Genomic DNA, 21,632 nt, shown 5'->3' with positions numbered 1-21,632 from the left:
CGGCCGAGGCCGGGTTTTTCATTAATCCACTAAAATTATTTAATTTTAGCTTCTTTGTAGATCACGTGTTGACGGACAACTGGATCGAATTTCTTCAGTTCCAGTTTTTCCGGCTTAGTACGCTTGTTCTTCGTGGTGGTATAGAAGTGACCAGTACCAGCAGAAGAAACCAGCTTGATCTTCTCGCGAACACCTTTAGCCATGATTCAGTTCCTTAATACTTCTCACCGCGGGTACGGAGATCGGCCAAGACCGCTTCAATACCCTTCTTATCAATAACACGCATACCTTTAGCAGATACACGCAGAGTTACAAAGCGCTTCTCGCCCTCAACCCAAAAACGGTGAGAGTGCAGGTTCGGCAGAAAACGGCGTTTGGTCGCGTTCATTGCGTGGGAACGGTTGTTACCGCTCACCGGGCGCTTGCCAGTAACTTGGCAGACTCGGGACATGTCTATTCTCCAAAAATCAAATCAGCTCGAGCTTCGTATAGGATTTGGCCGCCTCGTCAGGCTTTAGAGCCCATCTCAGCAAACTTCACTGAGAAGACTCGTCATCATCAGGTGTAAAAACCGTCATCAGGTCAGAAACCTGCTGAGATAGGCTCTTAACGCCAAACCCAAGATTCTCAAAGGTGGCGTAGTATACGCTCTGAAGCGTATGTGCTCAAGTCCCGAACAGCTAAAGATCCCGAAGGATCGCGAAAAAAGGGCTCAAATCCAGCCGCGCGCGGCGAAAGAGACCGATTCACCATTGCCAATTACCAGATGGTCCAGCACGCGGATGTCCAGTAACTGACAGGCTTTTATCACCTGTTCGGTTATTATTCTGTCGGCCTGGCTGGGTTCAGCCTTACCCGACGGGTGATTATGCGCGAGAATTAACGCGGCTGCATTAGCCTTCATCGCTTCCCGTACAATTTCCCGCGGATGGATCTCGACGCAATCAATAGTACCAGCAAACATCTCTTCATGGCGAATCAGCCGGTGTTGATTGTCCAGAAACAGCACAAGGAAAATCTCCCGTTCGCGCTGCGCCAATATACCCTGAATATAATGGGTTACCGCATCCGGCGAGTGCAGCGCATCGCCGCAGGCGAGATGGCGGATCACACTGCGCCGTGCCAGCTCAGAGACTGCGCTTATCTGGGCATATTTCGCCTTGCCGATGCCGTCGCAGCCCGCCAGCCTTGAATAATCCGCCGTCATCAGCGCATGAAGGGAGCCGAATTCCGCCATGAGTTGCCGTGCCAGTACCGTGACATGCGTGCCCGGGTACCCAGTGCGCAGGAAAATCACCAGCAGCTCCTCATCCGTTAACCTGCCCGCGCCATATTTCAGCAACTTTTCACGCGGTGCCATGCCCTCGTACCAGCTCATCCCGTTCCTCCCCTCCCTGCCCAAGGCCCCTCATCATAGCGGCGGATCGCCGCGAAGCGAGGCCCGGTGGCAGGCTTTGCGAGACACTTTCCAGACTTTATCTTTCCCGGCCGCGGGCCGGACAGGGTAGCGGTTCTGCCCGGCGGTTATGCTAAAATGCGCCGATTAATGGCTGAAAATTGGACAACCATGATGGCGGGACTTACCGGTAAACATATTGTACTTGGCGTCAGCGGCGGCATCGCGGCGTATAAATCCCCGGAGCTGGTGCGCCGCCTGCGTGACCGCGGGGCTGAGGTGCGGGTGGTACTGACCAGCGCCGCCAAGGCCTTTATTACCCCGCTGAGCCTGCAGGCGGTCTCCGGCTACCCGGTGTCAGATGACCTGCTGGACCCGGCGGCAGAAGCGGCGATGGGGCATATCGAACTGGGGAAATGGGCTGACCTGGTGATCATGGCCCCGGCGACGGCTGACTTGCTGGCACGTGTCTCTGCCGGTATGGCTAACGATCTGCTGACCACCGTCTGCCTGGCGACGGCCGCCCCGGTGGCCGCCGTGCCGGCCATGAACCAGCAGATGTACCGTGCGGCCGCGACGCAGGCCAACCTGAAAACACTGGCGCAACGCGGCGTGCTCTTATGGGGGCCGGACAGCGGCAGCCAGGCCTGCGGGGATGTCGGCCCCGGCCGGATGCTCGATCCGCTGGAGATCGTCGGGCGGGCAGTGCAACACTTTGCTGCCGTAAAGGATCTGCAACACCTGAAGGTGATGATCACCGCCGGGCCAACCCGGGAAGCGCTGGACCCGGTGCGCTTCATCAGTAACCACAGCTCCGGCAAAATGGGCTTTGCCATTGCCCAGGCGGCCGCGGCGCGTGGTGCCCAGGTCACGCTGGTGGCCGGGCCGGTGTCGCTGCCGACCCCGGCAGGCGTGACCCGCGTTGATGTGACCAGCGCGCTGGAGATGGAGCAGGAAGTGATGAAGCGGGCAGGTGAGCAGCAGATCTTTATCGGCTGTGCCGCAGTGGCGGACTACCGTGCGGCTGAGATCTCCCCGGAGAAGATCAAAAAGCAAGGCGATGAAATTACGTTGAAAATGATCAAGAACCCGGACATCGTGGCAGGGGTGGCCGCCATGCCGGCACAGCGTCCTTTTGTCGTGGGATTTGCCGCCGAAACCCAGAATGTGGAAGAATACGCGCGACAAAAATTGATACGCAAAAATCTCGACCTGATTTGCGCTAACGATATTTCACTGCCCGGGCACGGTTTCAACAGCGAAACCAACGCTCTGCACCTTTTCTGGCAGCAAGGGGATGTGCGTCTGCCGCACAGCGATAAAGCCCTGCTTGGCCAACAGTTACTAGACGAGATTGTCAGCCGTTATGATGAAAAAAATCGACGTAAAGATTCTTGATCCGCGTATTGGTCACGAGTTCCCCTTACCGGCTTACGCCACCCCAGGCTCGGCCGGCCTTGACCTGCGCGCCTGTCTGGATGAGGCCGTTGAGCTGGCCCCGGGCCAGACGACCCTGCTGCCTACCGGCCTGGCGATTCATATCGCGGATGCCTCCCTGGCCGCGGTGATCCTGCCGCGTTCCGGGCTGGGCCATAAGCACGGCGTGGTGCTGGGCAACCTGGTCGGGCTGATTGACTCCGACTATCAGGGGCAGCTGATGGTCTCCGTATGGAACCGCAGCCAGACTGTATTCACCGTGGAACCGGGCGAGCGTATTGCCCAGATGGTGTTTGTGCCGGTGGTTCAGGCAGAATTCAATCTTGTTGAAGCGTTCGACAGCAGCGAACGGGGCGAAGGCGGCTTCGGCCACTCTGGCCGCCAATAAGGCCCTGTTGCGCATCGCGCCCGTGATGGCCACAGCGCTTTACCTATAACTACCTGCCACCCACTTTCTCTTTTTTCCCGACGCCGCAGAGTTTTCTGAACTCATGCGGCAAGGTTGTGGGTTTTCGTTGATTATCGCCGTTATTAGCAAGGATCTCTCTGGATATGGCAGAAAAAGAAAATAAAAGGAACCGGCGCGAGGAAATCTTACAGGCCCTGGCACAGATGCTGGAATCCAGCGACGGCAGCCAACGCATCACCACGGCCAAGCTGGCCGCCACGGTGGGGGTTTCCGAAGCGGCGCTGTACCGGCATTTTCCCAGCAAAACCAAGATGTTTGACAGCCTGATCGAATTCATCGAAGACACCCTGATCAGCCGTATCAACCTGATTTTACAGGATGAAAAAGAGACCTTTAACCGGCTGCGCCTGATCCTGCTATTAATTCTTGGCTTTGCAGAACGTAACCCAGGGCTGACCCGCATTATGACCGGGCACGCGCTGATGTTTGAACAGGACAGGCTGCAAGCGCGGATTAACCAGCTGTTTGAGCGGATTGAGGCACAGCTGCGGCAGGTACTGCGTGAACGCAAGCTGCGTGAAGGGGTCGCGTTCAACAGTGACGAAGCGTTGCTGGTGAGCCAGATGCTGGCGCTCTGCGAAGGGATGCTCTCCCGCTATGTCCGCTCCGATTTCCGCTACCTGCCCACGCAGGACTTCGATAACCGCTGGCCGCTGATCGTCAGCCAGTTGCAGTAACGCTGAAACAATAAAGAAGAAAAGGGCCGCAAGGCCCTTTCCTTATGCCCGGCAGAAGCCGGAATCAGACGCCGTACTGCTGGCGATAGGCGCGGACGGCGGCCAGGTGGTCGGCCATTTCCGGCTTCTCTTCGAGGTAATCGATCAGATCATTCAGCGTAATGATGGCGGTCACTTTGCAGTGGTAATCGCGTTCCACTTCCTGAATCGCGGAGATCTCACCACGGCCGCGCTCCTGGCGATCCAACGAAATCAAGACGCCGGCCAGCGTCGCACCCTGCGCATTGATGATCTCCATCGACTCGCGGATGGCGGTGCCGGCGGTGATCACGTCATCCACCAGCATCACGCGCCCCTGCAGCGGGCTGCCCACCAGCGTGCCGCCTTCGCCGTGGTCTTTGGCTTCTTTGCGGTTAAAGCAGTAAGGCACATCGCGCTCATGATGCTCAGCCAGCGCCACCGCTGTGGTAGTGGCGATCGGGATGCCCTTGTACGCCGGGCCGAACAGCAGGTCAAACTCAATTCCGGAGTCCACCAGGGCTTCTGCATAGAAGCGCCCCAGCAGCGCCAAATCACGCCCGGTATTAAACAGGCCGGCATTAAAGAAGTAAGGGCTGGTGCGGCCCGATTTCAACGTAAATTCGCCGAACTTCAAAACCTGTTTATTAAGCGCGAACTCAATAAATGTGCGCTGATAGGCTTTCATGGTCTCTCTCCTCGTTAATGACTGATCGCACATGCCCCGCAAATGGGCCATAAAAAAGGCGACTTATCGTCGCCTTAAAAAATCTTATTGTTCCAGCGCCGCTTTCTGCGCTGCGAAAATCGTCTCAATCCCCTCACGCGCCAGCGCCAGCAGGGAGAGCAGCTCCTCATGGCTGAACGGCTCGCCTTCGGCCGTGCCCTGCACTTCAATCATGCGGCCATCTTCGGTCATCACCACATTCATGTCCGTTTCTGCGGCGGAATCTTCAACATATTCCAGGTCGCAGAGTGCTTCACCGTTCACGATGCCGACGGAAACTGCCGCCACCAGCCCTTTCATCGGGTTGGCTTTCAGCTTACGGGCTGCAACCAGCGCGTTCAGCGCATCCGCCAGCGCCACACAGGCCCCGCTGATGGACGCCGTACGCGTGCCGCCGTCAGCCTGCAGGACATCACAGTCGAGGGTGATGGTAAACTCGCCCAGTTTTTTCAGGTCAACCGCGGCACGCAGCGAACGCGCAATCAGGCGCTGAATCTCCAGGGTACGGCCGCCCTGTTTGCCCTTGGCCGCTTCACGCGGGTTACGGGTATGGGTTGAACGCGGCAACATGCCATATTCGGCGGTGATCCATCCCTGACCTTGCCCTTTCAGGAAGCGCGGCACGCCCTCTTCCACCGTGGCGGTGCACAGAACTTTGGTCTCACCAAATTCAACCAGCACTGAACCTTCAGCATGTTTGGTGTAGTGGCGGGTGAACGTGAGGGGGCGCATCTGGTGTGCATTACGGCCTGCTGGACGCATGGATTGATCTCCGGCTTGCAAATCTTAGTTGGCTGCGCATTATACGGGCTTCGTGAGGTAATGCCTATCATGACGGATAGGCCGCGGCTATAATCCCCCCATCTTTACATTATGGGGACGCATCTATGATCCGCAGCATGACCGCCTACGCCCGGCGTGAAATCAAGGGCAACTGGGGCAGCGCCGCCTGGGAACTCCGTTCCGTAAACCAGCGTTACCTGGAAACGTACATCCGCCTGCCGGAACAGTTCCGCGGCCTGGAGCCGGTTATCCGTGAACGCATCCGCGCCCGGCTGACCCGCGGCAAGATTGAGTGCAACCTGCGTTTCGAACTCGACCCGGGTGCCCAGAGCAGCCTGGTGCTGAATGAGAAGCTGGCCAAACAGCTGGTGGAAGCCGCCAACTGGGTAAAAATGCAGAGTGACGAGGGCGAGATTAACCCGGTCGACATCCTGCGCTGGCCGGGTGTGATGTCCGCCGAGGAGCAGGATCTGGACGCGATAAGCGCCGAGTTGCTCAGCGCGCTGGACGGCGCGCTGGATGATTTCATCGTTGCCCGCGAGAGCGAAGGGGCCGCGCTGAAATCCCTGATTGAACAGCGCCTTGAGGGCGTCAGTGCTGAAGTCACCAAAGTGCGCGCCCAGATGCCGAACATCCTGCAATGGCAGCGTGAGCGGCTGGTCAGCAAGCTGGAAGAGGCCGAAGTACAGCTGGAGAATAACCGGCTGGAGCAGGAGCTGGTGCTGATGGCACAACGCGTGGATGTGGCGGAAGAGCTGGACCGCCTCGAAGCGCATGTGAAAGAGACGCACAAAATCCTGAAGAAAGAAGAGGCGGTGGGCCGCCGTCTGGACTTTATGATGCAGGAGTTCAACCGCGAGTCGAACACCCTGGCATCAAAATCGATCAATGCGGATGTCACCACCTCCGCCATTGAGCTGAAAGTGCTGATTGAACAGATGCGCGAGCAGATTCAGAACATAGAGTGACGACGCACTAAAAATCACTAAGCAGCACCTTACTAGAAAAGCCCGCATAGAGTCGGGCTTTTTTGTTATCAGGAGCTAGCATAAGGACGCAGGAAAGCGCATGATTAGCGTGTACACCTTGGTGTACCTAAAGCACATACTTGAATGTCTTGGGTGTACACCACTAATCAACACTGGATTCAGAGATGCCAAAGCTAACTGACGCACAGATACGTGCATGGATTAAAGCCGGCGAAAGGTTTGAGGGGAAATCGGACGGGAACGGCCTTTATCTGTCTTACCGCGAGAACTATCAAACGCCTGTCTGGCGCTTCCGCTATAAGTTCTCAGGCAAAGCGCGAGCCATGCTTATTGGCTCCTATGCAGAGCTATCTCTGTCCAAGGCAAGGGAAACGGTTAAAGAGTTAGCCGCGCGCGTGGCGCTGGGCTATGACGTGGCCGGAGAAAAGCAGCAACGCAAAGCTGATGCGCTGGCAAAGATTGACGCAGAGAAGAACGCAATACGCGTATTCCAGCTGGCTGCTGAATACTTCGAGCGTCAGATCCTGCCACGCTGGAAGCATCCCGATATACTGCGCCGCCGCATAGATAAAGACATAAACCCATGTATCGGCAAAATGAAGGTAGAGGACGTAAAGCCCCGCCACATTGATGACATGCTGAAAGCGATTGTTGACCGTGGAGCGCCTACAGTTGCCACTGACGTTCTGCGCTGGACACGCCGTATATTTGATTACGGCATCAAGCGCCACGCTCTGGAAGTTAACCCCTGCTCTGCCTTTGAAATTTCCGATGCTGGTGGCAAAGAGGTTAGCCGCGACCGCTGGTTAAGCCGTGATGAGCTGATAAAGCTGTTTCAGGCTATGCAGACAGCTAAAGGATTCAGCCGCCAGAATGAACTCACCTTTAAGTTGTTGCTGGCGCTGTGTGTCAGGAAGATGGAGCTTTGCGCTGCTCAGTGGGTCGAGTTCGATTTAAATGAAGGTATCTGGCATCTGCCGGCCGAGCGCACAAAGAACGGTGATGCGATTGACATCCCATTATCGCCACCAGCGTTAGCCTGGCTGAAAGAGCTTCATACCTTTTCCTGTAACAGCAAATGGGTGCTACCCGCACGTAAGATGCAAAACCGCATGATCCCCCATATTCAGGAAAGCACTCTGCCAGTTGCGCTGGCAAAAGTGCGTGCTGAAATGGCGGACGTTCCCAACTTTACCATTCACGACTTCCGCCGCACGGCGCGCACACATCTTGCTGCGCTAGGATGTGATCCGGTAGTGGCTGAACGCTGCCTAAACCACCGCATAAAAGGAGTCGAGGGCATCTATAACCGGCATCAGTATTTTGAAGAGAGAAAAGCTGCGCTTAGCCAGTGGGCTGATCTGCTGGTGGCACTGGAGCGCGGAGAGCAATACAACGTGACGCCTTTAGTGAAGAAAAAGGGACAATAATGAAATTGCTAAATATTGACGTGTTTGAACGTATAGCATCACAGAGGATAGTCACAATCGCCGAAGTGATTAATACGCTTTACGGCATCAATCCAAATACAAAATTAAGAGAGTTGCCTGACGATATAGCAGAAGAAACGTCAGATATTCGTAAGTCCATAACTCGCAACATTCGTAGCTTAGATGTAAGGCTTCATACAGTTAACGAAGAAGTTGATGCCGATTTAGTATTCGCAGCCGCTCACGATTTTATGCGTGAGGGAATAACTCCGGAAGTTATTCTCCAACGTGGACGAGAAGCCCTACTCTCCTTCCTGTATAGAAACGACTGGGAAAAATTCATGTTCGCGTTTGGCGGACGTTCCTTAGTCGACACAATGTCATCTGTTAGAAAAACAGGGCGCGGTCAGCACAGGAAAACTGACGAGGAAAATGGAACATTAAAAATGATGGGCGCATTGATTAAGCTACTGGCATCCAAGCACCCAACTGGAAAATATGGCTCTGTCGAAAAGCCTACAATTTCAGAAATTTACAAAGATGTGTTGTCTTTGCTTGAAACAGAAAATGTATCCACTAAAGGCATTGGTAGATCAACTTTTGCCTCTAAAAGCAAAGCGTCCTTAAATTCATTCTATGATGATGAATAATTTATAAGGGGTAAGCTTTTGGCTACCCCTTTTTTGTCTTATAAATTCTCATAAATGCTCACAGTGGTTCGTATCAGTACGCTACGGTACATCACTGTCCACTTCCGTTCCCAACTGTTCCCAAGCTTTCCTAACCTTTCTCATCCTTGCTTACAATAAAATATTAATTATCAATAAGTTGCGATAAAATGCTTTCAATATAAGATTTTACATATTTCAATGGATCGATAATTTCTTAATAGATTTAATACTTCTTTCAATAGAATCCACTCTTGATGGAACACTGTGTTTTTAGCCACTACTATCGCTCATGTACTCTCATAACAAATCATACGGAGCGATAGAAAATCATGGCAATACAGGTGATAGCCAAAGAAACTATTCCAACAAGCGGAATGATTAGACCTAAGCGCTTAGCTGAATTGCTCGGTGTGAGTGAGTCTACCATCTGGAGAAAGGCTAAAAATGGCACACTTCCTCGTCCAGTAAAGCTTTCTGAACGAGTAGCAGCGTTTGATGCCGTTGAAATCAACCGCTGGCTGGCAGAACGACGCGAGGTAGCGTGATGGAAATGAAAAACCGCCCAGTACAGGCGGCTAATCAGGATGCAGACAGCCCTGATATTACGCCTGCCGCAGTAATTAAGCCAACGCCCAAGAAACACCGAGCTCGCGTCTACATGATGCGCACTGGCGTTAATGGCTTCACTGAGAATGAGATCCTACATTACTGCCGGTTGTCCAGCGCCAGAAATTATGCGACTGAGTTGGAAAGAAGGCTTGATATTCGCTTGGAGCGCCTCGACGAGCCCAACGGCGACGGCATTGGTAACCATTTCCGATATCGCATCACCTGCCGCGCTGACGTAATTCGTGTGATCCAGTTGGTTAATCATAACGCTGCCGCTGGTGGTTATATCGGCCTATCTCAGCATGAAGTTAACGACATACTTTCCCTCTACCCGGACGCGTTCCACGCCACTTAACGGAGCCTGAAATATGAATCATAAAAATACGGCCAATAATGGCCGGGGCATCGCTCACCCTGAAAACAGCCAGGCGCTTATATTGACGCAACACAAACAGGAATCTCGCGTTGATTCCCGACTCTTCGCGCAGCGCGTCGGAATTAAGCATAAGAACCTTTATGCCCTTATCCAAAACCATAAATTAGAGTTACGAGAGCTAGGCACACTTCCGTTTCAAACGGAGACGTGCGCGCATAGCACCGGCGCAACGACACTGAAATATGCACTTCTCAATGAGCACCAATTCGATTACCTCTGCCGCATAGTCCGTGGACGCGACGCAGCAGGCATGAAACGCCTCAAGCTGGACGTTACCAAAGCATTTGCACACCGCCGCGCTGCTGAGCCAATCCGCCGCGAATATCTGCCTGGCTACCACGAAAGCCGTGACGGATTAAAGGCGTTGGGTGCCAAACAGCATCACTACATCAATCTGGCTCGTGCAGAGAATCGTGTGGCAGGTCTGGGAGATGGTGAGCGCCGTAATGCCAATGAGCAGCAGCTAGGCGTGCTGGTGGTTATGCAGAAGATTGAGCAGGCGGCATTTGAGGAGGCGATCCGCAACGGGCTGACTCCAACTGAGGCTGTTCGTGAGGTGGCGCGCCGAATGGATATGTTTGCCAGCTTGATGACTCCTGCGCCGGCCGTAGGAGTGAGCCATGTATAAGCCCACCAGGCAGCCAGAACCAAATCAGTGCCATCAAGACGCCAGTGGCGCATTGGTTACGGTACACAGCGTGCTATCTAATCACGTGACGTTCTATCGCGATGGCTATTCATCGCCCTGTAAACAGCCTGTAGAGCGCTTTATACGTAAGTTCACGGAGGTAAAGCCATGATGGCCGCCCAGGGCAATGCCTATCCGCTGGCTGGCCCGTCTTTACGCCCGAAGAACTTAGCCAAACTTAGCCAGTTGATGACAAATGACGACATCAACAGCGCCACAAAATCTGACGCCTGCTCAGCCAATAATTTGGCTTTGTGCCTGACGATGCGTAAATCCATGATGCGTAAGGCAGTGTCTTACACTGTCGGCAGCGCCTATTACAAACAGTTAAAAAACCTCTTGCCCCGCTCTCAATTTTCGGACTATGCTCAGGTCTCATCGGCAAAATCCGGTGACAGGATTGGCGTCCTGGCAAAGTACAAGGCGACACACGACGCGCCTAGCGTCTTTTTTTGTGTCCTCGCATCTGTTCACCCTTTTTTCAGCGATATGGTTATAATCCGTGTCGCTCACGAAGTAATGGTGGGCTGGATGGGGGCGGAGAAATCCGCGCCGGTTACCTTGTACGCCGGTTACGCCAACCCTGTTCAGCTCACCACCAGCGAAATTGGCGTTTCCGGTGGTGGGATCAAATCCCAGTACAAGGAGGCTGCCACCATGGCTACTACCCTCATCCAAACCACGCCCAAATTTGAGTTTCGTTTTCTGGCCCTGTCACGTGCTGACATGATGGCCAAACCTTGCCGCGTATCCGTTCAGGCCGTAAACGAGAAAGAAGCTCGCCGTGTTCTAGCACCCCATTTCATTTTGTCATTAGCCGCATGCCTGCCAGTTCAGGAGGTGTCCCATGCATAACGACAATATCAAATCGCACGCTGAAGATTTCAAGCGCACGCAGGCCATCATCGGTAATGAGAAGGCCCCAACGTCAAACACGCCCGAAAATATTTCTCGTGATCGCCTGCTGCGCGCTCAGGTTGGGTTGCTCCACCTGCTGACCGAGGTAATCCCACAGATTTCGGACGAGAAGCAGCGCCATGAAATGTACCTGCTCGTAGAGGGCATCCACAATCTCACCCGCTTCGAAGAATGTGATGCCACTAAAGAGCGTCAGGCGCAGGGGGCAAAAGCATGAAACACGTCAACGCCGTAGTAGCCATCCAGCACCCTCAGCCGGTTGCCGTTCTTACTCAGCAGCAATCGCCCCTTAACTCTGTGTCGATCGACATTCATAACGCAGATAAGTACGCGAAGCTGTTAGCTGAAATGTACACAGGTAACGTCCACACAGCCTTAATGAAGCATGATCCAGAGGCTGCCACTCATATCGCAACACTTTTTTATGAGCTGTGTTCAACCACTGACAGGGCGGCTATGCGTATCAATAGGCTATCTAACCAACTTGCTCAAGGGGGTGCTATTTGATGGCTATCAACTTCAGTGAGATTGATCAGCAGGCCGCTGCCCTGAGAAAGGCTCATGCAGTGCTGTCGCTGGTAACAGACTCCCTGCCTGTTACAACTGAAAACGAAGATTGTGTGTGGGCGATTTCTGCGGCGCTCGGCATTGTCCACGATGTAATTGAAGCTCTGGATAACACGGTTAACCACCATCTACACGCACAACACTCAGGGAGCGAGAATGCATGAGCATTATCACTAAAGACTTTCGGCTGAATGCGCTGGCTAACAGATATGCAAAGGCAATTTACAATCACATTAAGCAACAGAATGGCGGCGATTGGTTTCGCATGGTAGTGAACGAGAAATTTGCGGAAGTCGCCATTATTGACGGTTCAGCGGGTATCAGAATGCTGGTAGACAGTTATTTGCTTGAACCAATGAAACAGGAATACCCATACTGGGAACAGCTGGCAACCTCTCTGCTAATCCTTTGCGTGGACGGCAACGAGCCCACTGATCGAGGCAAAAGTATCTGGCAGAGCATGGTTAACGACATGAGTGCTTCTCTCTCAAATGATGGGGGCAGCTTCCATGCGTAATTACGACCTAATCCGGGAAACTACCAGCGCAGCAGCTAATCGCTGGCCGATGGTGTTGGGCCAGCTGGGAATTGATGTGCCACGTTCACCCCGCCAGCACGCGCCATGCCCCGCCTGTGGCGGTAAAGATCGCTTTCGCTTCGATGACCAAGGGCGCGGCAGCTTCTTCTGCAACCAGTGCGGCGCGGGTGATGGTTTAGACCTCATCCAGAAGGTTAATCAATGCGATACCACTGAGGCCGCCCGTATGGCGGCTGATGTGCTGGGTATCGATTACCGGGTGACAGAAATTGACCAAAAAGCAGCCAGCCAGAGAAGGCAGCAGCTTGATGAACAGCGCCACCAGCATGAACAGGAGCGCCAGCAGAAAGAAGCAGCAGAAGCAGAACAGCGGCGAGCGAGCTTTGTGAGCCACTACCGGAGTCTCACAGAGCAAACCACGCCAGGCGAAAGTGAATATTTAATTGCCAAAGGGCTCGATGGCTTCACTCTGCCATGCCTGCCCGATGGATCAATTCTTCTCTCGCTGGTAGATGAATCCGGCGATGTAGCCGCAGCACAAACCATCACACCACAAGGTGAAAAGAAGGTGCTCTATGGCTCAGCCAAGCGCGGAGCGTGGCACCTCGTTAACCAGCCCCATGAAGTGTCTGAAATCATCATCGGTGAAGGGCTGGCCACAACGCTCACAGCTCACCTGATACGCCCCACGGCGCTCGCTGTTGTGGCTCTCGATGCCGGCAATCTGCCGCCTGTAGCAGAATCTATGCGCCAGCGGTACCCGGAAGCCTCGATCATCATTGCCGGTGATAATGACTGGCATGAGCCAGGCGAACTCGATGATAACGGCAAGCCGAAAGTGAACGGCGGAAAAATATTCGCTGAAAAGGCCGCTGAAGCCGTCAATGGCGCAATTTCATTACCGCCCACCAGTTACAAGGCCGACTGGGATGATTACCGCCAGCAAAACGGGCTGGATAACGCCACGAGAGCATTTAACGATTCATTGTATCAACCGCAGGGGAAAAGCATGGGCGCTCAACTGGAAGTGATTGAAGGCGGAAAAACTACAGCGCCGGATCGCGACGCACTGAAGCCCCGCATTGAGAGCCGAAAAGATGGCGTGTACTGGGTAGAGCCAAACACTGACAAGCAGACCGGCGAAATCATCAACCGTGAAAGCTGGCTGTGCTCTCCTCTGCAAGTGATCGGCACTGGGCGTGATGATAAAGACCAATTTCTGATTCTGCGCTGGCAGGCATGGGGTTCAGATAGTGAAACCACGCAGGCAATCCCGTTAGCAGACATTGGCGAGCGGGAAGGATGGCGAACGCTCAAGGCTGGTGGCGTGAACGTCACAACCAAAAGCGGTCTGAGAGCCATTCTGGCGGACTGGCTTCAGCGGAACGGGTCGAGAGAAGTCTGGAGAGTGGCGCACGCTACAGGGTGGCAATGCGGCGCGTATATCATGCCAGACGGGGTGATCATCGGTACACCTGATAAGCCAGTGCTGTTTAACGGACGTAGTTCAGCCGCTGCCGGTTACACCTGCAGGGGTAGCGCAGAGAGCTGGCGCAACAATGTTGGCGCGCTGGTCGCCGGTAACTACTCAATGATGACCGGTGTAGCTGCCGCGCTGGCTGCCCCGCTAATTGGCCTGGCTGGTGCTGATGGTTTTGGCATTCACTTCTATGAGCAATCAAGCGCCGGTAAAACCACAACAGCTAACGTTGCTAGCAGCCTCTACGGTAATCCCGACCAGTTGCGCCTGACGTGGTACGGAACCGCGCTGGGGCTGGCTAACGAAGCAGCTGCTCATAACGATGCGCTGATGCCTCTGGATGAGGTAGGACAAGGCGCAGACCCGGTAAGCGTTTCACAGTCTGCCTACGCCCTGTTTAATGGCGTTGGGAAACTGCAGGGAGCCAAAGAAGGTGGAAACCGTGACCTTAAACGCTGGCGCACCGTGGCGATCAGTACCGGCGAAATGGATTTAGAAACCTTCATCGCTATGGCTGGACGAAAGGCCAAAGCCGGGCAGCTGGTCAGGCTGTTGAATATCCCACTGAGTAAGGCTGTGCGCTTCCACCAGCACGCGAACGGCAAACAGCATGCCGACGCCCTCAAGGATGCTTATCAGAATCATCACGGCGCAGCGGGGCGAGAGTGGATCACATGGTTAGCTAGTAATCAGCAGCAGACCGCAGAGGCTGTCAGAGAGGCAGAGGCACGCTGGCGCGGCTTGATACCGGCAGAATATGGTGAACAGGTTCACCGCGTAGGCGCACGCTTTGCCATCCTAGAGGCTGCGCTCCTGCTTGGTCGGGTGATCACTGGCTGGGATGAGCAAACGTGCCGGGACGCCGTTCAGCACAGCTATAACGCCTGGGTGCGCGAGTTCGGCACTGGCAACAAAGAACATCAGCAGATTATCGCCCAGTGTGAAGCGTTCCTTAACGCCAATGGCTATAGCCGGTTTGCGCCATTCCCTTACGACCCTCAGTCGCTTCCTATCCGTGAAATGGCGGGCTTTCGTGCCAGCGGCAACCATGAAGATGACCCCATCATCTTCTACACCTTCCCTGCAACGTTTGAACAGGAGATCGCCAGCGGTTTCAACCCGAAGCAGTTCGCTCGCGTGCTGGTGGAAAGCGGAATGATGACACCACCAGCCAGCGGCAGAGGTTTCCAGCGTAAGTCACCGAGGATTAATAAGCGCCAATACAACGTCTATGTGATTCAGTACCGGCCAGATGGTGAGGCAGAGGAAGAGTAAGCCTCACATGTGAGGATTTTAGTGTTGGTTCAGTTAGTTCAGTTGGTTCAATTTTCTATCAGCCATGATTTATAAAGAAATTATTTTGATTATTGAACCAACACTGAACCAACAAATAGCTGTTTTGAACCAACAAACTCAGCGTAAAACATGTTTATTCAGGACGTCTCGCATGGTAAATGACAAAAAAGCAGAAGAGCTTGAGGCGAAAGGCCTGTACAGAAGAGCAGCATCTCGCTGGCTGGAGGTGTTCGACCAATGCGATACTGAAACCAGGCGTGATTGGCTCAGAAACCGGCGTAATGAATGCCTGGTGAAGCGAGTTAGGCGCGCTGTGGTTATCGATTCATTTGGTGATGTGACCAGAGCGGCGGCAGACACACCGCGCAGGATGGGCTTAGATAAACCGGGCGGCGAGACATTCAGGCTTAAAACGAAGTGACCGATGCTGAAGGAATGGACAGTTTTCATTGCCATTGGATGGCTTGGGCCAATAGGATTAGTCTTACCAATACTTATGGGATAGGGATATGAAAAACTTACTAGCCGCAATAGCCTTTGCCTTTTTGCCATTCTCAGCAATAGCTGCAAATACTGACTTCACCGCAGCACAAAATGAAGTCAAAAATCTGATGAAAGATCCTGACAGTACAAACTTTAGAAACATGAGAAGCAACACCAACACTCAAGGTGCCAAGTACGTTTGTGGTGAAGTTAATGCCAAAAACTCCTACGGCGGTTATGTTGGCTATAAGCCTTTTGCATTCAGGAATGAGCGCGCGGTAATTGATGGGTCATACCGAGCAGCGGATGACTTAGAATTCTTTTCTCTATCCGGTTGCGGCGGCGGCGATTTAGAGAAGTTGGCGCTCGCTAATAAGCAGGCTAAAGCAGGGTGTGACGTGGCCTGGGGTCAGATAACGGACGTGGTACTTTTCAATAAGTCAGCAGAAAGCTCAGCGGATAATGCGATTAACAAAGTTAAAATAAAAAACCCTTCACTGGACAGCCAGACCCAGCAAACCATGCGCACTCAATTCATCGCATCCATTAATGCGACACTGAATAACAAAGAATTTGTAGAAAGTGTTAAAAAGAACACAGCGGCAACACAGGCAACATTTATCAAGCAGTGCGTGACTAACACATCTAAGGCGCTTTCAGGCCTGTAACTTCCCCCCCCTTGCTTCGCATCAGACCTCGCCCCGGCGAGGTTTTTTATATGCAAAATATTCGATCGAAACGATCAAATAGCCATTTCATTAATCGGCATATAAACATTAATCATTTCATTAAATGCAATTATAATCACTGTATATTTATCAGGAGGTGACTATGATTCAGACTCACGTTAAGCCCGTACTTCTCAGCATTAAACAACTCGAAGCGCTGCGAAAAATTCAGGAGCAGGAACGCGCCAAATCCGCTTTAGGCGTGGCTCCGACCATTCATGTTATTGCTCGGGGCCTGATGGATAAAGCGCTCGCACAACTGGCTCAGGAGGCTTAATGGAACAACTCCAACGCCTGGCTGAAACCATTGCAGAAACCTACATTCGCGATCTTAACCGCAGTCATGGTAATGCCCTCATCACCCACAACGACCAAGCCGGCGAAGTGAAAAGAGAGCAGCTGGCATCAGGGCTGGTAGATAACTGTATTTATGCAGCTAAAAACCGCAACCGGGAAAACTTTGAGCACGAGGCCTACATCATGCTTGGTGAATTAATCTCCCTGGATGGTCGTGAATATCAGATTACACGTCACGGTAACGCCGTTATCGACACCATGAGCTGCAGCGCCCTATCCAAAGGCGTGAAGCGAGTTAGTCATTAAGAGGGGGTTGATATGGCAGGCACGATGAACGCAGGCAGGCTCGTTTATGAAGTGGATATGGATACTCGCAGGCTGCTAGATGCCAGGCGTGAAATAGACGCGGCCTTGAATGGGCTGGGAGGCACTGTTGGACGCTTAGACGTTAGCGTTAACCGCGCTGAAAGGTCTCTTGCTTCATTTCAACGCACAATGTCTGGGCTGAGCGCAGTAGCACGCAGCGTCATCGCGGCAATTTCAGTTCAGCAGGTAACAGCTTATGGCAATGAGTGGGTAACGGTTAACAACAAACTGGCGAACTCAGTAAGGGCAAATGAGCAGCTGGCAGAAGTAACTCAGCGCGTGTTCGACATTTCACAGAATACGATGAGCAGCTTAACCGCCACGGCCACGCTTTACGGTCGTCTTGAGCGAGCAACCCGTAGTGCCGGTACCAGCACCAAAGACCTGATCACCCTGACCGAAACTATCAACAAAGGCCTAGCCGTATCTGGTGCCACCACCGAAGAAGCTAGCTCAACAATGACACAGCTTTCTCAGGCTCTAGCATCAGGCGTTCTGCGTGGTGAAGAATTCAACTCTATATCTGAAAACGGTAGCCGTCTGGCGGTTGCGTTAGCGGATTCATTGGGGGTGACCATTGGGCAGCTACGCGCGATGGCCGCGCAAGGAAAGTTGACAACTGAAGTCGTGGTAAACGGACTGCTTAAACAGAGTGACGAGATTGCCAGGGAGTTCGCAAACACCACCGTTACAATGGGCCAGGCATTCACGATCGCCACCAACAACATCACTAAGTTCGTTGGTGAAAGTTCAAGCGTATCTACCACTATCCGGTTGTTTAACGATGCCGTCATCACTCTTAGCCAAAACCTCGATATTGTCACGAATGCGATCGCCGCCGCAGCAGTTATTTTTGGCGGCCGATTTGTTGGCGCGCTGGCTCTGGCAACGAAAGCACGTATTGATGACATGCTGGCGGCGAAAGCACAGGCCAAAGCAACAGCCGAGAACGCTGCCGCTACAGCCAACGCCGCGCGCGTTACGGCTCTGAAGGCGGAGCTTGATAAGGAACAGGCATTATCGAATCTGGCGTTGGCTCAGACCGAATACAACGTTGCTAAGGGAACAGCGGCAGAAGCATTTGCCCTCGATAATCTGATTGCAAAGAAATCAATAGCTATTCAGATGTCAGCCACCCACGCGGAAACCCAGCTTGCTGAGGGGGCGGCGACACGCACAGCCACAGCGGCAGCGACAGCAGCTACAACAACGATTCGAGGGCTTGCAAGAGGCGCTCTGGCTTTGATTGGTGGGCCAGGTGGTGTGGCTGTTATTGCGGCGGCGGGTCTCTATTATTTTTATCAGAAAGCGCAGCAGGCACGTCAGGAAAGCATCGAATTCGCCAGCACACTGGATACAGTCATTTCCAAAATGAAAGAAATGAGTCAGGTACAGCTGAAAGGCAATCTTGCAAAAACTGCCGAGGCAGTAGACGCATTGAAAGAAAAGCTTGCTGACCAGACAAAGGAACAAGATAAAGCGAGAAATAGTGTTTCTGAGTTCCAGCGCCAACTTAATGGTTTGAGGCATTCTGGCGCGCCACTCGAAGTGGTTAATGATGCGCAAAAGCGACTGACTGACTCTATGAGAGCATTGGATAAAGCGTCATCTGATGTTGATAGCACTTCAACGTTACTTGGCTCGACGCTCAAGAAGCAGGGGCAAATTCAGGAAGAATTAAATCAGAAAGTTAGGGAGTCGAATGCTGCTTTTAAGGTGCTTGCGCACAACCTCATGGAGAAAATACCTAACGCTAGCTCGGCAGCTATTACAGCGATGGTCTCCACGATGGAAGTGCTCGAGCAGCTTAAATCAAAAGCTAGCGATACTCCCAAGCCGCAAGAACCAGAGATCTCCAGCCAAGCTAAAGAGCTAATAAAAAATGCAGAGAGGCGCTTAGCATTATCCAAGCTTGAGGGAGAAGCCAGGGCCAAGTTACAGGCCCAGTATGATGCTGAGGATGCTGGCATTGAGAAGGGTAATAAGCTGGTGGGAGTCTTGGAGGCTCAGTACGCAGAAACAGAGCGCAACACTGCAAGCCGCCAGGAAAACAATCGCGAATCTAAGAAGGCAGAAACACAAACTGAGTCGATCGCTCAAAAGCTTGAAAACCTGAGGCAGCAATCTTTACTGACTTCTGACTCAACACAGGCATTGAGCCGCGAACAAGCCATTTTGACCGCACAGCAGTCATTGGGTAAGAATGCCACAAAAGAGCAGATCGCATTGGCTGGTAAGTATCGAGGTGAAATATGGGACACCGCTAATGCTATTAGAGCTCAGGCAGCAGCAGAAAAACTCCTTCCAGAGACGAAAGAGAATGTGAGTTATAAGCAGGATGTAGATGACCTTAATGCTGCTTTATCAGCAAAGAAAACGACTCAGGCGCAATACAACGCTACGTCAGAGAGACTTGAGCAACAGCACCAAGTTAATTTGGCAAAAATTCGCTCACAACAAACTGTCTCGCCAGCCCAACAGGCCGTTGGTGAGGTCGATCCGGTCCAACAGCTCGCAAACCAAAACGCTGAAAAACTTGAACTGATCAAACAATTCACTGCACAGAAAGTAATCACAGAGCAGCAAGGATTAGCTCTGATGAATGCGGCCAATGTTCAATATGAGCAACAGCGGACAGACGCGCAGTGGGAGCTATACCGCAACCAGAACGCCGCCAATAGCCTTTTGGCAGACGCAGTGGATTCTCTTCAAGGTGGGGCTACAAATGCCATTACTGGCCTGTTGAACGGCACACAGAATCTTAGCGAAGCGTTTGCCAATATTGGCAGCACAATCCTCAATAGCGTTGTCAGTGGGCTGGTGGAGATGGGCCTACAGTATGTGAAAAACATGCTGATGGGACAGGTGGCAGCTTCAGCAGCACTCGGGGCAACAGCAACGCAGGCTACTGCCGCCGCAGGCATGTGGGGGCCGGCAGCGGTGAGCGCCTCGATCGCTACTATGGGCACTGCTTCAACCGTGGGCACAACAGCTTACTCCACAGCATTGATGGCTTCTAAAGGTTTAGCAGTGGCTGGAGCCCGTGAGCACGGCGGCCCTGTCCAGGCCAACTCAATGTATCGCGTTGGTGAAGGAGGCAAGCCCGAAATCTTCAAAGCCAGCAATGGCAGCCAGTACATGATTCCGGGTGATAACGGCTCTGTTATCAGCAATCGCGATTTGTCCGGCGCTGGTGGAAGTGGGACCAACATTCAGCAGGAAAATCATTTCCACATCACGACCACTGGCGGAATTGATGACGCTACAAAGGCTTGGATCATCAAAAATATGAAACAGGTTGCGCTCTATGAGATTAAAGAGCAAAGCACGCGGCCCAAGGGAATGATTCAGCCTAGAAAATGACATTCACTAGCATCGCAGGGACGCGATCCTGTTGAGTTTAGTCAAGTTGATAGCGATGAACTTTGATGATTAACACACCAATACGCGCGCACACGCGAGGGAGTAAGCGAGAGATGCCAGTCAGTACGAAAAAACAGGTTAACCGGTACTTTAACGGTGCGCCCACTAGCCGCCTGATAGTCACCGTGGAGAATGAACTGGTAGATAAGGTGGATAGCATGATTAAACGCCGTGGTGGCGATTACAGCCATCCCTGCTTTGGTAACCGGGCAGAGTTCGTACGCCAGGCGATCGCAGAAAAACTGGCTCGTGAAAGTTCCTGAGTTCGCACTGGGTTCGCGGCTGTAGGTCGCATTGCTTGCCCTACCCCATGCATACCTGACAAAAGTTAACTTTGAGATGAAACGAGATGGAGAGTAGAGCGTTACTCCTGAAGCAGCTGAAAGCGTACCATCAACGCAGCAGGGAGCGTTTTGAACGCTGGCGGGCGTCAGGCTATAGGCATGATATGAAGCCCCATTATGAGCCGATGCCTGAAGAAATACGCCACATACCATGCGGAGCTAAGACCAGAGCAGGAACGCCGTGCAAACGCACTGACATCAGCACCAATGGTCGCTGCAAATATCACGGCGGTCATAGTACTGGCGCATTAACGTCGGAAGGAAAAGCCCGCCAACTGGAAGGCTACAGGCGCTGGCAGCGAGAAAAGGCTGAAAACTTGCAGAAATGATTTTTTGAATGACTACACAGTGAAAACAGAAAATTAATGAGAGATCAGATGGCACCATTGAAAGATTTCGGCGAGTGTGTGGTTACAACTGGCCAGACAGATTACTTCTTTTGGCTCTCTTTCAAAGCTATGTCCGCCATTGGAGAACCAGGCGAGATAGTGCAAGCCTTCTATGACCTACATAACGATGAAGTAGCTCAGTTATTGAAGCGGGGACTGGAGGCTTATGGGTTGCCCTTGGCTGGCTGCTCTCATACTCCAGCAAGTCTCAGTTATCTAAACCGCCAGCCAATGCCGAGATGAGTTTAACATACTGATTACTAATCAAATTTATGTCAGAATAGGAGCTGGACGAGTCCTATAGGCTAAAAAGTGTCATAAGCAGAGTATTACTAGAAGACCTGTAGCCAGGCGATAACGATACCAGTAGTGAAATATACATGTGTATATTGTGCTTTTATGTGACGATAAAAAATATCGGCTGCGTTTACTATAGGTTACTCTAAGGTTATGTTAATCATTGTGTAAATACA

Annotated in this window: 29 protein-coding genes; 24 read left to right on the top strand and 5 right to left on the bottom strand. The window is 52.6% G+C overall.

Features of this window, described 5'->3' with window-relative positions; translation table 11 throughout:
* Nucleotides 1-35: 35 nt before the first annotated feature.
* The 3 genes from rpmG to radC all read right to left on the bottom strand — a co-directional run bounded on the left by rpmG (nt 36) and on the right by radC (nt 1,378).
* Nucleotides 36-203 (bottom strand): 50S ribosomal protein L33, encoded by a 168-nt coding sequence (rpmG, locus tag CYR32_RS15045; protein WP_004392084.1) that lies wholly within the window; start codon nt 201-203, stop codon nt 36-38.
* Nucleotides 204-214: 11 nt separating this feature from the next.
* Nucleotides 215-451, bottom strand: coding sequence for a 50S ribosomal protein L28 (gene rpmB / locus CYR32_RS15040; RefSeq protein ID WP_072931514.1), 237 nt, complete (start codon nt 449-451; stop codon nt 215-217).
* Between the two features lie 261 nt (nt 452-712).
* A complete protein-coding gene (gene radC, locus CYR32_RS15035; RefSeq protein WP_101825834.1) occupies nt 713-1,378 on the bottom strand; it encodes a RadC family protein in 666 nt (221 codons plus the stop codon).
* A gap of 189 nt (nt 1,379-1,567) precedes the next feature.
* Between radC and coaBC the strand changes: the two genes are divergently transcribed.
* From coaBC to slmA, 3 genes are all read left to right on the top strand, one after another.
* Entirely contained in the window at nt 1,568-2,794 is a 1,227-nt protein-coding gene (gene coaBC / locus CYR32_RS15030; RefSeq protein WP_165698256.1) for a bifunctional phosphopantothenoylcysteine decarboxylase/phosphopantothenate--cysteine ligase CoaBC, read from the top strand.
* On the top strand, nt 2,763-3,221 hold the full coding sequence (gene dut, locus CYR32_RS15025) for a dUTP diphosphatase (protein ID WP_165698253.1): 459 nt from the start codon (nt 2,763-2,765) through the stop codon (nt 3,219-3,221). Before coaBC ends, dut begins: the two co-directional genes overlap by 32 nt.
* A gap of 164 nt (nt 3,222-3,385) precedes the next feature.
* A complete protein-coding gene (gene slmA / locus CYR32_RS15020) occupies nt 3,386-3,979 on the top strand; it encodes a nucleoid occlusion factor SlmA (RefSeq protein WP_101825830.1) in 594 nt (197 codons plus the stop codon).
* Nucleotides 3,980-4,043: 64 nt separating this feature from the next.
* On the opposite strand, the gene pyrE is transcribed toward slmA, so the two are convergent.
* Together pyrE and rph are read right to left on the bottom strand one after the other, a co-directional pair.
* Nucleotides 4,044-4,685 carry an orotate phosphoribosyltransferase gene (gene pyrE, locus CYR32_RS15015; protein ID WP_101825827.1) on the bottom strand — a complete coding sequence of 214 codons (642 nt, stop codon included), beginning with the start codon at nt 4,683-4,685 and terminating at the stop codon, nt 4,044-4,046.
* An 84-nt stretch (nt 4,686-4,769) separates the two neighbouring features.
* Nucleotides 4,770-5,486 carry a ribonuclease PH gene (rph, locus tag CYR32_RS15010; protein WP_101825825.1) on the bottom strand — a complete coding sequence of 239 codons (717 nt, stop codon included), beginning with the start codon at nt 5,484-5,486 and terminating at the stop codon, nt 4,770-4,772.
* A 125-nt stretch (nt 5,487-5,611) separates the two neighbouring features.
* Here rph and CYR32_RS15005 point away from each other — a divergent pair, with 125 nt between their 5' ends.
* The 21 genes from CYR32_RS15005 (at nt 5,612) to CYR32_RS14910 (ending at nt 21,402) form a co-directional block, all read left to right on the top strand.
* Nucleotides 5,612-6,475, top strand: a complete 864-nt coding sequence (locus CYR32_RS15005) for a YicC/YloC family endoribonuclease (RefSeq protein WP_101825823.1) — start codon at nt 5,612-5,614, stop codon at nt 6,473-6,475.
* Between the two features lie 185 nt (nt 6,476-6,660).
* Entirely contained in the window at nt 6,661-7,926 is a 1,266-nt protein-coding gene (locus CYR32_RS15000) for a tyrosine-type recombinase/integrase (RefSeq protein WP_101825821.1), read from the top strand.
* Nucleotides 7,926-8,576 (top strand): hypothetical protein, encoded by a 651-nt coding sequence (locus CYR32_RS14995; RefSeq protein WP_101825819.1) that lies wholly within the window; start codon nt 7,926-7,928, stop codon nt 8,574-8,576. The genes CYR32_RS15000 and CYR32_RS14995 overlap by 1 nt, the downstream gene beginning before the upstream one ends.
* Before the next feature lie 350 nt (nt 8,577-8,926).
* Complete coding sequence (locus CYR32_RS14990; protein ID WP_420912843.1) at nt 8,927-9,142, top strand: helix-turn-helix transcriptional regulator; 216 nt, start codon at nt 8,927-8,929, stop codon at nt 9,140-9,142.
* The gene (locus CYR32_RS14985) at nt 9,142-9,561 is read left to right on the top strand and encodes a hypothetical protein (RefSeq protein ID WP_101825817.1); all 420 of its coding nucleotides are present in this window, start codon (nt 9,142-9,144) and stop codon (nt 9,559-9,561) included. The genes CYR32_RS14990 and CYR32_RS14985 overlap by 1 nt, the downstream gene beginning before the upstream one ends.
* Before the next feature lie 13 nt (nt 9,562-9,574).
* Nucleotides 9,575-10,270 (top strand): Rha family transcriptional regulator, encoded by a 696-nt coding sequence (locus tag CYR32_RS14980; protein WP_101825815.1) that lies wholly within the window; start codon nt 9,575-9,577, stop codon nt 10,268-10,270.
* Nucleotides 10,263-10,442 carry a DUF4222 domain-containing protein gene (locus CYR32_RS14975; RefSeq protein ID WP_101825813.1) on the top strand — a complete coding sequence of 60 codons (180 nt, stop codon included), beginning with the start codon at nt 10,263-10,265 and terminating at the stop codon, nt 10,440-10,442. Before CYR32_RS14980 ends, CYR32_RS14975 begins: the two co-directional genes overlap by 8 nt.
* Entirely contained in the window at nt 10,439-11,185 is a 747-nt protein-coding gene (locus CYR32_RS14970; protein ID WP_241523831.1) for a host cell division inhibitor Icd-like protein, read from the top strand. The genes CYR32_RS14975 and CYR32_RS14970 overlap by 4 nt, the downstream gene beginning before the upstream one ends.
* Nucleotides 11,178-11,465, top strand: a complete 288-nt coding sequence (locus CYR32_RS14965; RefSeq protein WP_101825811.1) for a transcriptional regulator — start codon at nt 11,178-11,180, stop codon at nt 11,463-11,465. Before CYR32_RS14970 ends, CYR32_RS14965 begins: the two co-directional genes overlap by 8 nt.
* Nucleotides 11,462-11,755 carry a hypothetical protein gene (locus CYR32_RS14960; protein ID WP_101825809.1) on the top strand — a complete coding sequence of 98 codons (294 nt, stop codon included), beginning with the start codon at nt 11,462-11,464 and terminating at the stop codon, nt 11,753-11,755. The genes CYR32_RS14965 and CYR32_RS14960 overlap by 4 nt, the downstream gene beginning before the upstream one ends.
* Nucleotides 11,755-11,979, top strand: a complete 225-nt coding sequence (locus CYR32_RS14955; RefSeq protein WP_101825808.1) for a hypothetical protein — start codon at nt 11,755-11,757, stop codon at nt 11,977-11,979. Before CYR32_RS14960 ends, CYR32_RS14955 begins: the two co-directional genes overlap by 1 nt.
* Nucleotides 11,976-12,332, top strand: a complete 357-nt coding sequence (locus CYR32_RS14950) for a hypothetical protein (protein ID WP_101825805.1) — start codon at nt 11,976-11,978, stop codon at nt 12,330-12,332. Before CYR32_RS14955 ends, CYR32_RS14950 begins: the two co-directional genes overlap by 4 nt.
* Complete coding sequence (locus CYR32_RS14945; protein ID WP_101825803.1) at nt 12,325-15,108, top strand: TOPRIM and DUF927 domain-containing protein; 2,784 nt, start codon at nt 12,325-12,327, stop codon at nt 15,106-15,108. The genes CYR32_RS14950 and CYR32_RS14945 overlap by 8 nt, the downstream gene beginning before the upstream one ends.
* An 85-nt stretch (nt 15,109-15,193) precedes the next feature.
* Entirely contained in the window at nt 15,194-15,550 is a 357-nt protein-coding gene (locus CYR32_RS14940) for a PerC family transcriptional regulator (RefSeq protein WP_420912842.1), read from the top strand.
* An 88-nt stretch (nt 15,551-15,638) separates the two neighbouring features.
* The gene (locus CYR32_RS14935; RefSeq protein ID WP_101825799.1) at nt 15,639-16,280 is read left to right on the top strand and encodes a hypothetical protein; all 642 of its coding nucleotides are present in this window, start codon (nt 15,639-15,641) and stop codon (nt 16,278-16,280) included.
* 163 nt (nt 16,281-16,443) lie between these two features.
* Nucleotides 16,444-16,617, top strand: a complete 174-nt coding sequence (locus CYR32_RS21710) for a hypothetical protein (RefSeq protein ID WP_165698251.1) — start codon at nt 16,444-16,446, stop codon at nt 16,615-16,617.
* On the top strand, nt 16,617-16,943 hold the full coding sequence (locus CYR32_RS14930; RefSeq protein ID WP_101825797.1) for a hypothetical protein: 327 nt from the start codon (nt 16,617-16,619) through the stop codon (nt 16,941-16,943). Before CYR32_RS21710 ends, CYR32_RS14930 begins: the two co-directional genes overlap by 1 nt.
* Nucleotides 16,944-16,955: 12 nt before the next feature.
* Entirely contained in the window at nt 16,956-20,366 is a 3,411-nt protein-coding gene (locus CYR32_RS14925) for a tape measure protein (RefSeq protein ID WP_101825795.1), read from the top strand.
* A 113-nt stretch (nt 20,367-20,479) separates the two neighbouring features.
* On the top strand, nt 20,480-20,689 hold the full coding sequence (locus CYR32_RS14920; RefSeq protein ID WP_101825877.1) for a ribbon-helix-helix domain-containing protein: 210 nt from the start codon (nt 20,480-20,482) through the stop codon (nt 20,687-20,689).
* Between the two features lie 86 nt (nt 20,690-20,775).
* A complete protein-coding gene (locus CYR32_RS22050) occupies nt 20,776-21,099 on the top strand; it encodes an HGGxSTG domain-containing protein (RefSeq protein ID WP_338152920.1) in 324 nt (107 codons plus the stop codon).
* A gap of 48 nt (nt 21,100-21,147) precedes the next feature.
* On the top strand, nt 21,148-21,402 hold the full coding sequence (locus CYR32_RS14910; RefSeq protein WP_101825792.1) for a DUF6246 family protein: 255 nt from the start codon (nt 21,148-21,150) through the stop codon (nt 21,400-21,402).
* Nucleotides 21,403-21,632 lie beyond the last annotated feature (230 nt).

This window comes from Chimaeribacter coloradensis, assembly GCF_002858715.1.
Lineage (GTDB): Bacteria > Pseudomonadota > Gammaproteobacteria > Enterobacterales > Enterobacteriaceae > Chimaeribacter > Chimaeribacter coloradensis.
Note: the sequence above shows the minus strand (reverse complement) of the source record. Positions and strands in the feature narration are given on the sequence as shown.

What these genes read in the sequence shown, in the direction of transcription:
- rpmG (WP_004392084.1), bottom strand. Translation starts at nt 203, where the DNA reads ATGGCTAAAGGTGTTCGCGAGAAGATCAAGCTGGTTTCTTCTGCTGGT.
- rpmB (WP_072931514.1), bottom strand. Translation starts at nt 451, where the DNA reads ATGTCCCGAGTCTGCCAAGTTACTGGCAAGCGCCCGGTGAGCGGTAAC.
- radC (WP_101825834.1), bottom strand. Translation starts at nt 1,378, where the DNA reads ATGAGCTGGTACGAGGGCATGGCACCGCGTGAAAAGTTGCTGAAATAT.
- coaBC (WP_165698256.1), top strand. Translation starts at nt 1,568, where the DNA reads ATGATGGCGGGACTTACCGGTAAACATATTGTACTTGGCGTCAGCGGC.
- dut (WP_165698253.1), top strand. Translation starts at nt 2,763, where the DNA reads ATGATGAAAAAAATCGACGTAAAGATTCTTGATCCGCGTATTGGTCAC.
- slmA (WP_101825830.1), top strand. Translation starts at nt 3,386, where the DNA reads ATGGCAGAAAAAGAAAATAAAAGGAACCGGCGCGAGGAAATCTTACAG.
- pyrE (WP_101825827.1), bottom strand. Translation starts at nt 4,685, where the DNA reads ATGAAAGCCTATCAGCGCACATTTATTGAGTTCGCGCTTAATAAACAG.
- rph (WP_101825825.1), bottom strand. Translation starts at nt 5,486, where the DNA reads ATGCGTCCAGCAGGCCGTAATGCACACCAGATGCGCCCCCTCACGTTC.
- CYR32_RS15005 (WP_101825823.1), top strand. Translation starts at nt 5,612, where the DNA reads ATGATCCGCAGCATGACCGCCTACGCCCGGCGTGAAATCAAGGGCAAC.
- CYR32_RS15000 (WP_101825821.1), top strand. Translation starts at nt 6,661, where the DNA reads ATGCCAAAGCTAACTGACGCACAGATACGTGCATGGATTAAAGCCGGC.
- CYR32_RS14995 (WP_101825819.1), top strand. Translation starts at nt 7,926, where the DNA reads ATGAAATTGCTAAATATTGACGTGTTTGAACGTATAGCATCACAGAGG.
- CYR32_RS14990 (WP_420912843.1), top strand. Translation starts at nt 8,927, where the DNA reads ATGGCAATACAGGTGATAGCCAAAGAAACTATTCCAACAAGCGGAATG.
- CYR32_RS14985 (WP_101825817.1), top strand. Translation starts at nt 9,142, where the DNA reads ATGGAAATGAAAAACCGCCCAGTACAGGCGGCTAATCAGGATGCAGAC.
- CYR32_RS14980 (WP_101825815.1), top strand. Translation starts at nt 9,575, where the DNA reads ATGAATCATAAAAATACGGCCAATAATGGCCGGGGCATCGCTCACCCT.
- CYR32_RS14975 (WP_101825813.1), top strand. Translation starts at nt 10,263, where the DNA reads ATGTATAAGCCCACCAGGCAGCCAGAACCAAATCAGTGCCATCAAGAC.
- CYR32_RS14970 (WP_241523831.1), top strand. Translation starts at nt 10,439, where the DNA reads ATGATGGCCGCCCAGGGCAATGCCTATCCGCTGGCTGGCCCGTCTTTA.
- CYR32_RS14965 (WP_101825811.1), top strand. Translation starts at nt 11,178, where the DNA reads ATGCATAACGACAATATCAAATCGCACGCTGAAGATTTCAAGCGCACG.
- CYR32_RS14960 (WP_101825809.1), top strand. Translation starts at nt 11,462, where the DNA reads ATGAAACACGTCAACGCCGTAGTAGCCATCCAGCACCCTCAGCCGGTT.
- CYR32_RS14955 (WP_101825808.1), top strand. Translation starts at nt 11,755, where the DNA reads ATGGCTATCAACTTCAGTGAGATTGATCAGCAGGCCGCTGCCCTGAGA.
- CYR32_RS14950 (WP_101825805.1), top strand. Translation starts at nt 11,976, where the DNA reads ATGAGCATTATCACTAAAGACTTTCGGCTGAATGCGCTGGCTAACAGA.
- CYR32_RS14945 (WP_101825803.1), top strand. Translation starts at nt 12,325, where the DNA reads ATGCGTAATTACGACCTAATCCGGGAAACTACCAGCGCAGCAGCTAAT.
- CYR32_RS14935 (WP_101825799.1), top strand. Translation starts at nt 15,639, where the DNA reads ATGAAAAACTTACTAGCCGCAATAGCCTTTGCCTTTTTGCCATTCTCA.
- CYR32_RS21710 (WP_165698251.1), top strand. Translation starts at nt 16,444, where the DNA reads ATGATTCAGACTCACGTTAAGCCCGTACTTCTCAGCATTAAACAACTC.
- CYR32_RS14930 (WP_101825797.1), top strand. Translation starts at nt 16,617, where the DNA reads ATGGAACAACTCCAACGCCTGGCTGAAACCATTGCAGAAACCTACATT.
- CYR32_RS14925 (WP_101825795.1), top strand. Translation starts at nt 16,956, where the DNA reads ATGGCAGGCACGATGAACGCAGGCAGGCTCGTTTATGAAGTGGATATG.
- CYR32_RS14920 (WP_101825877.1), top strand. Translation starts at nt 20,480, where the DNA reads ATGCCAGTCAGTACGAAAAAACAGGTTAACCGGTACTTTAACGGTGCG.
- CYR32_RS22050 (WP_338152920.1), top strand. Translation starts at nt 20,776, where the DNA reads ATGGAGAGTAGAGCGTTACTCCTGAAGCAGCTGAAAGCGTACCATCAA.
- CYR32_RS14910 (WP_101825792.1), top strand. Translation starts at nt 21,148, where the DNA reads ATGGCACCATTGAAAGATTTCGGCGAGTGTGTGGTTACAACTGGCCAG.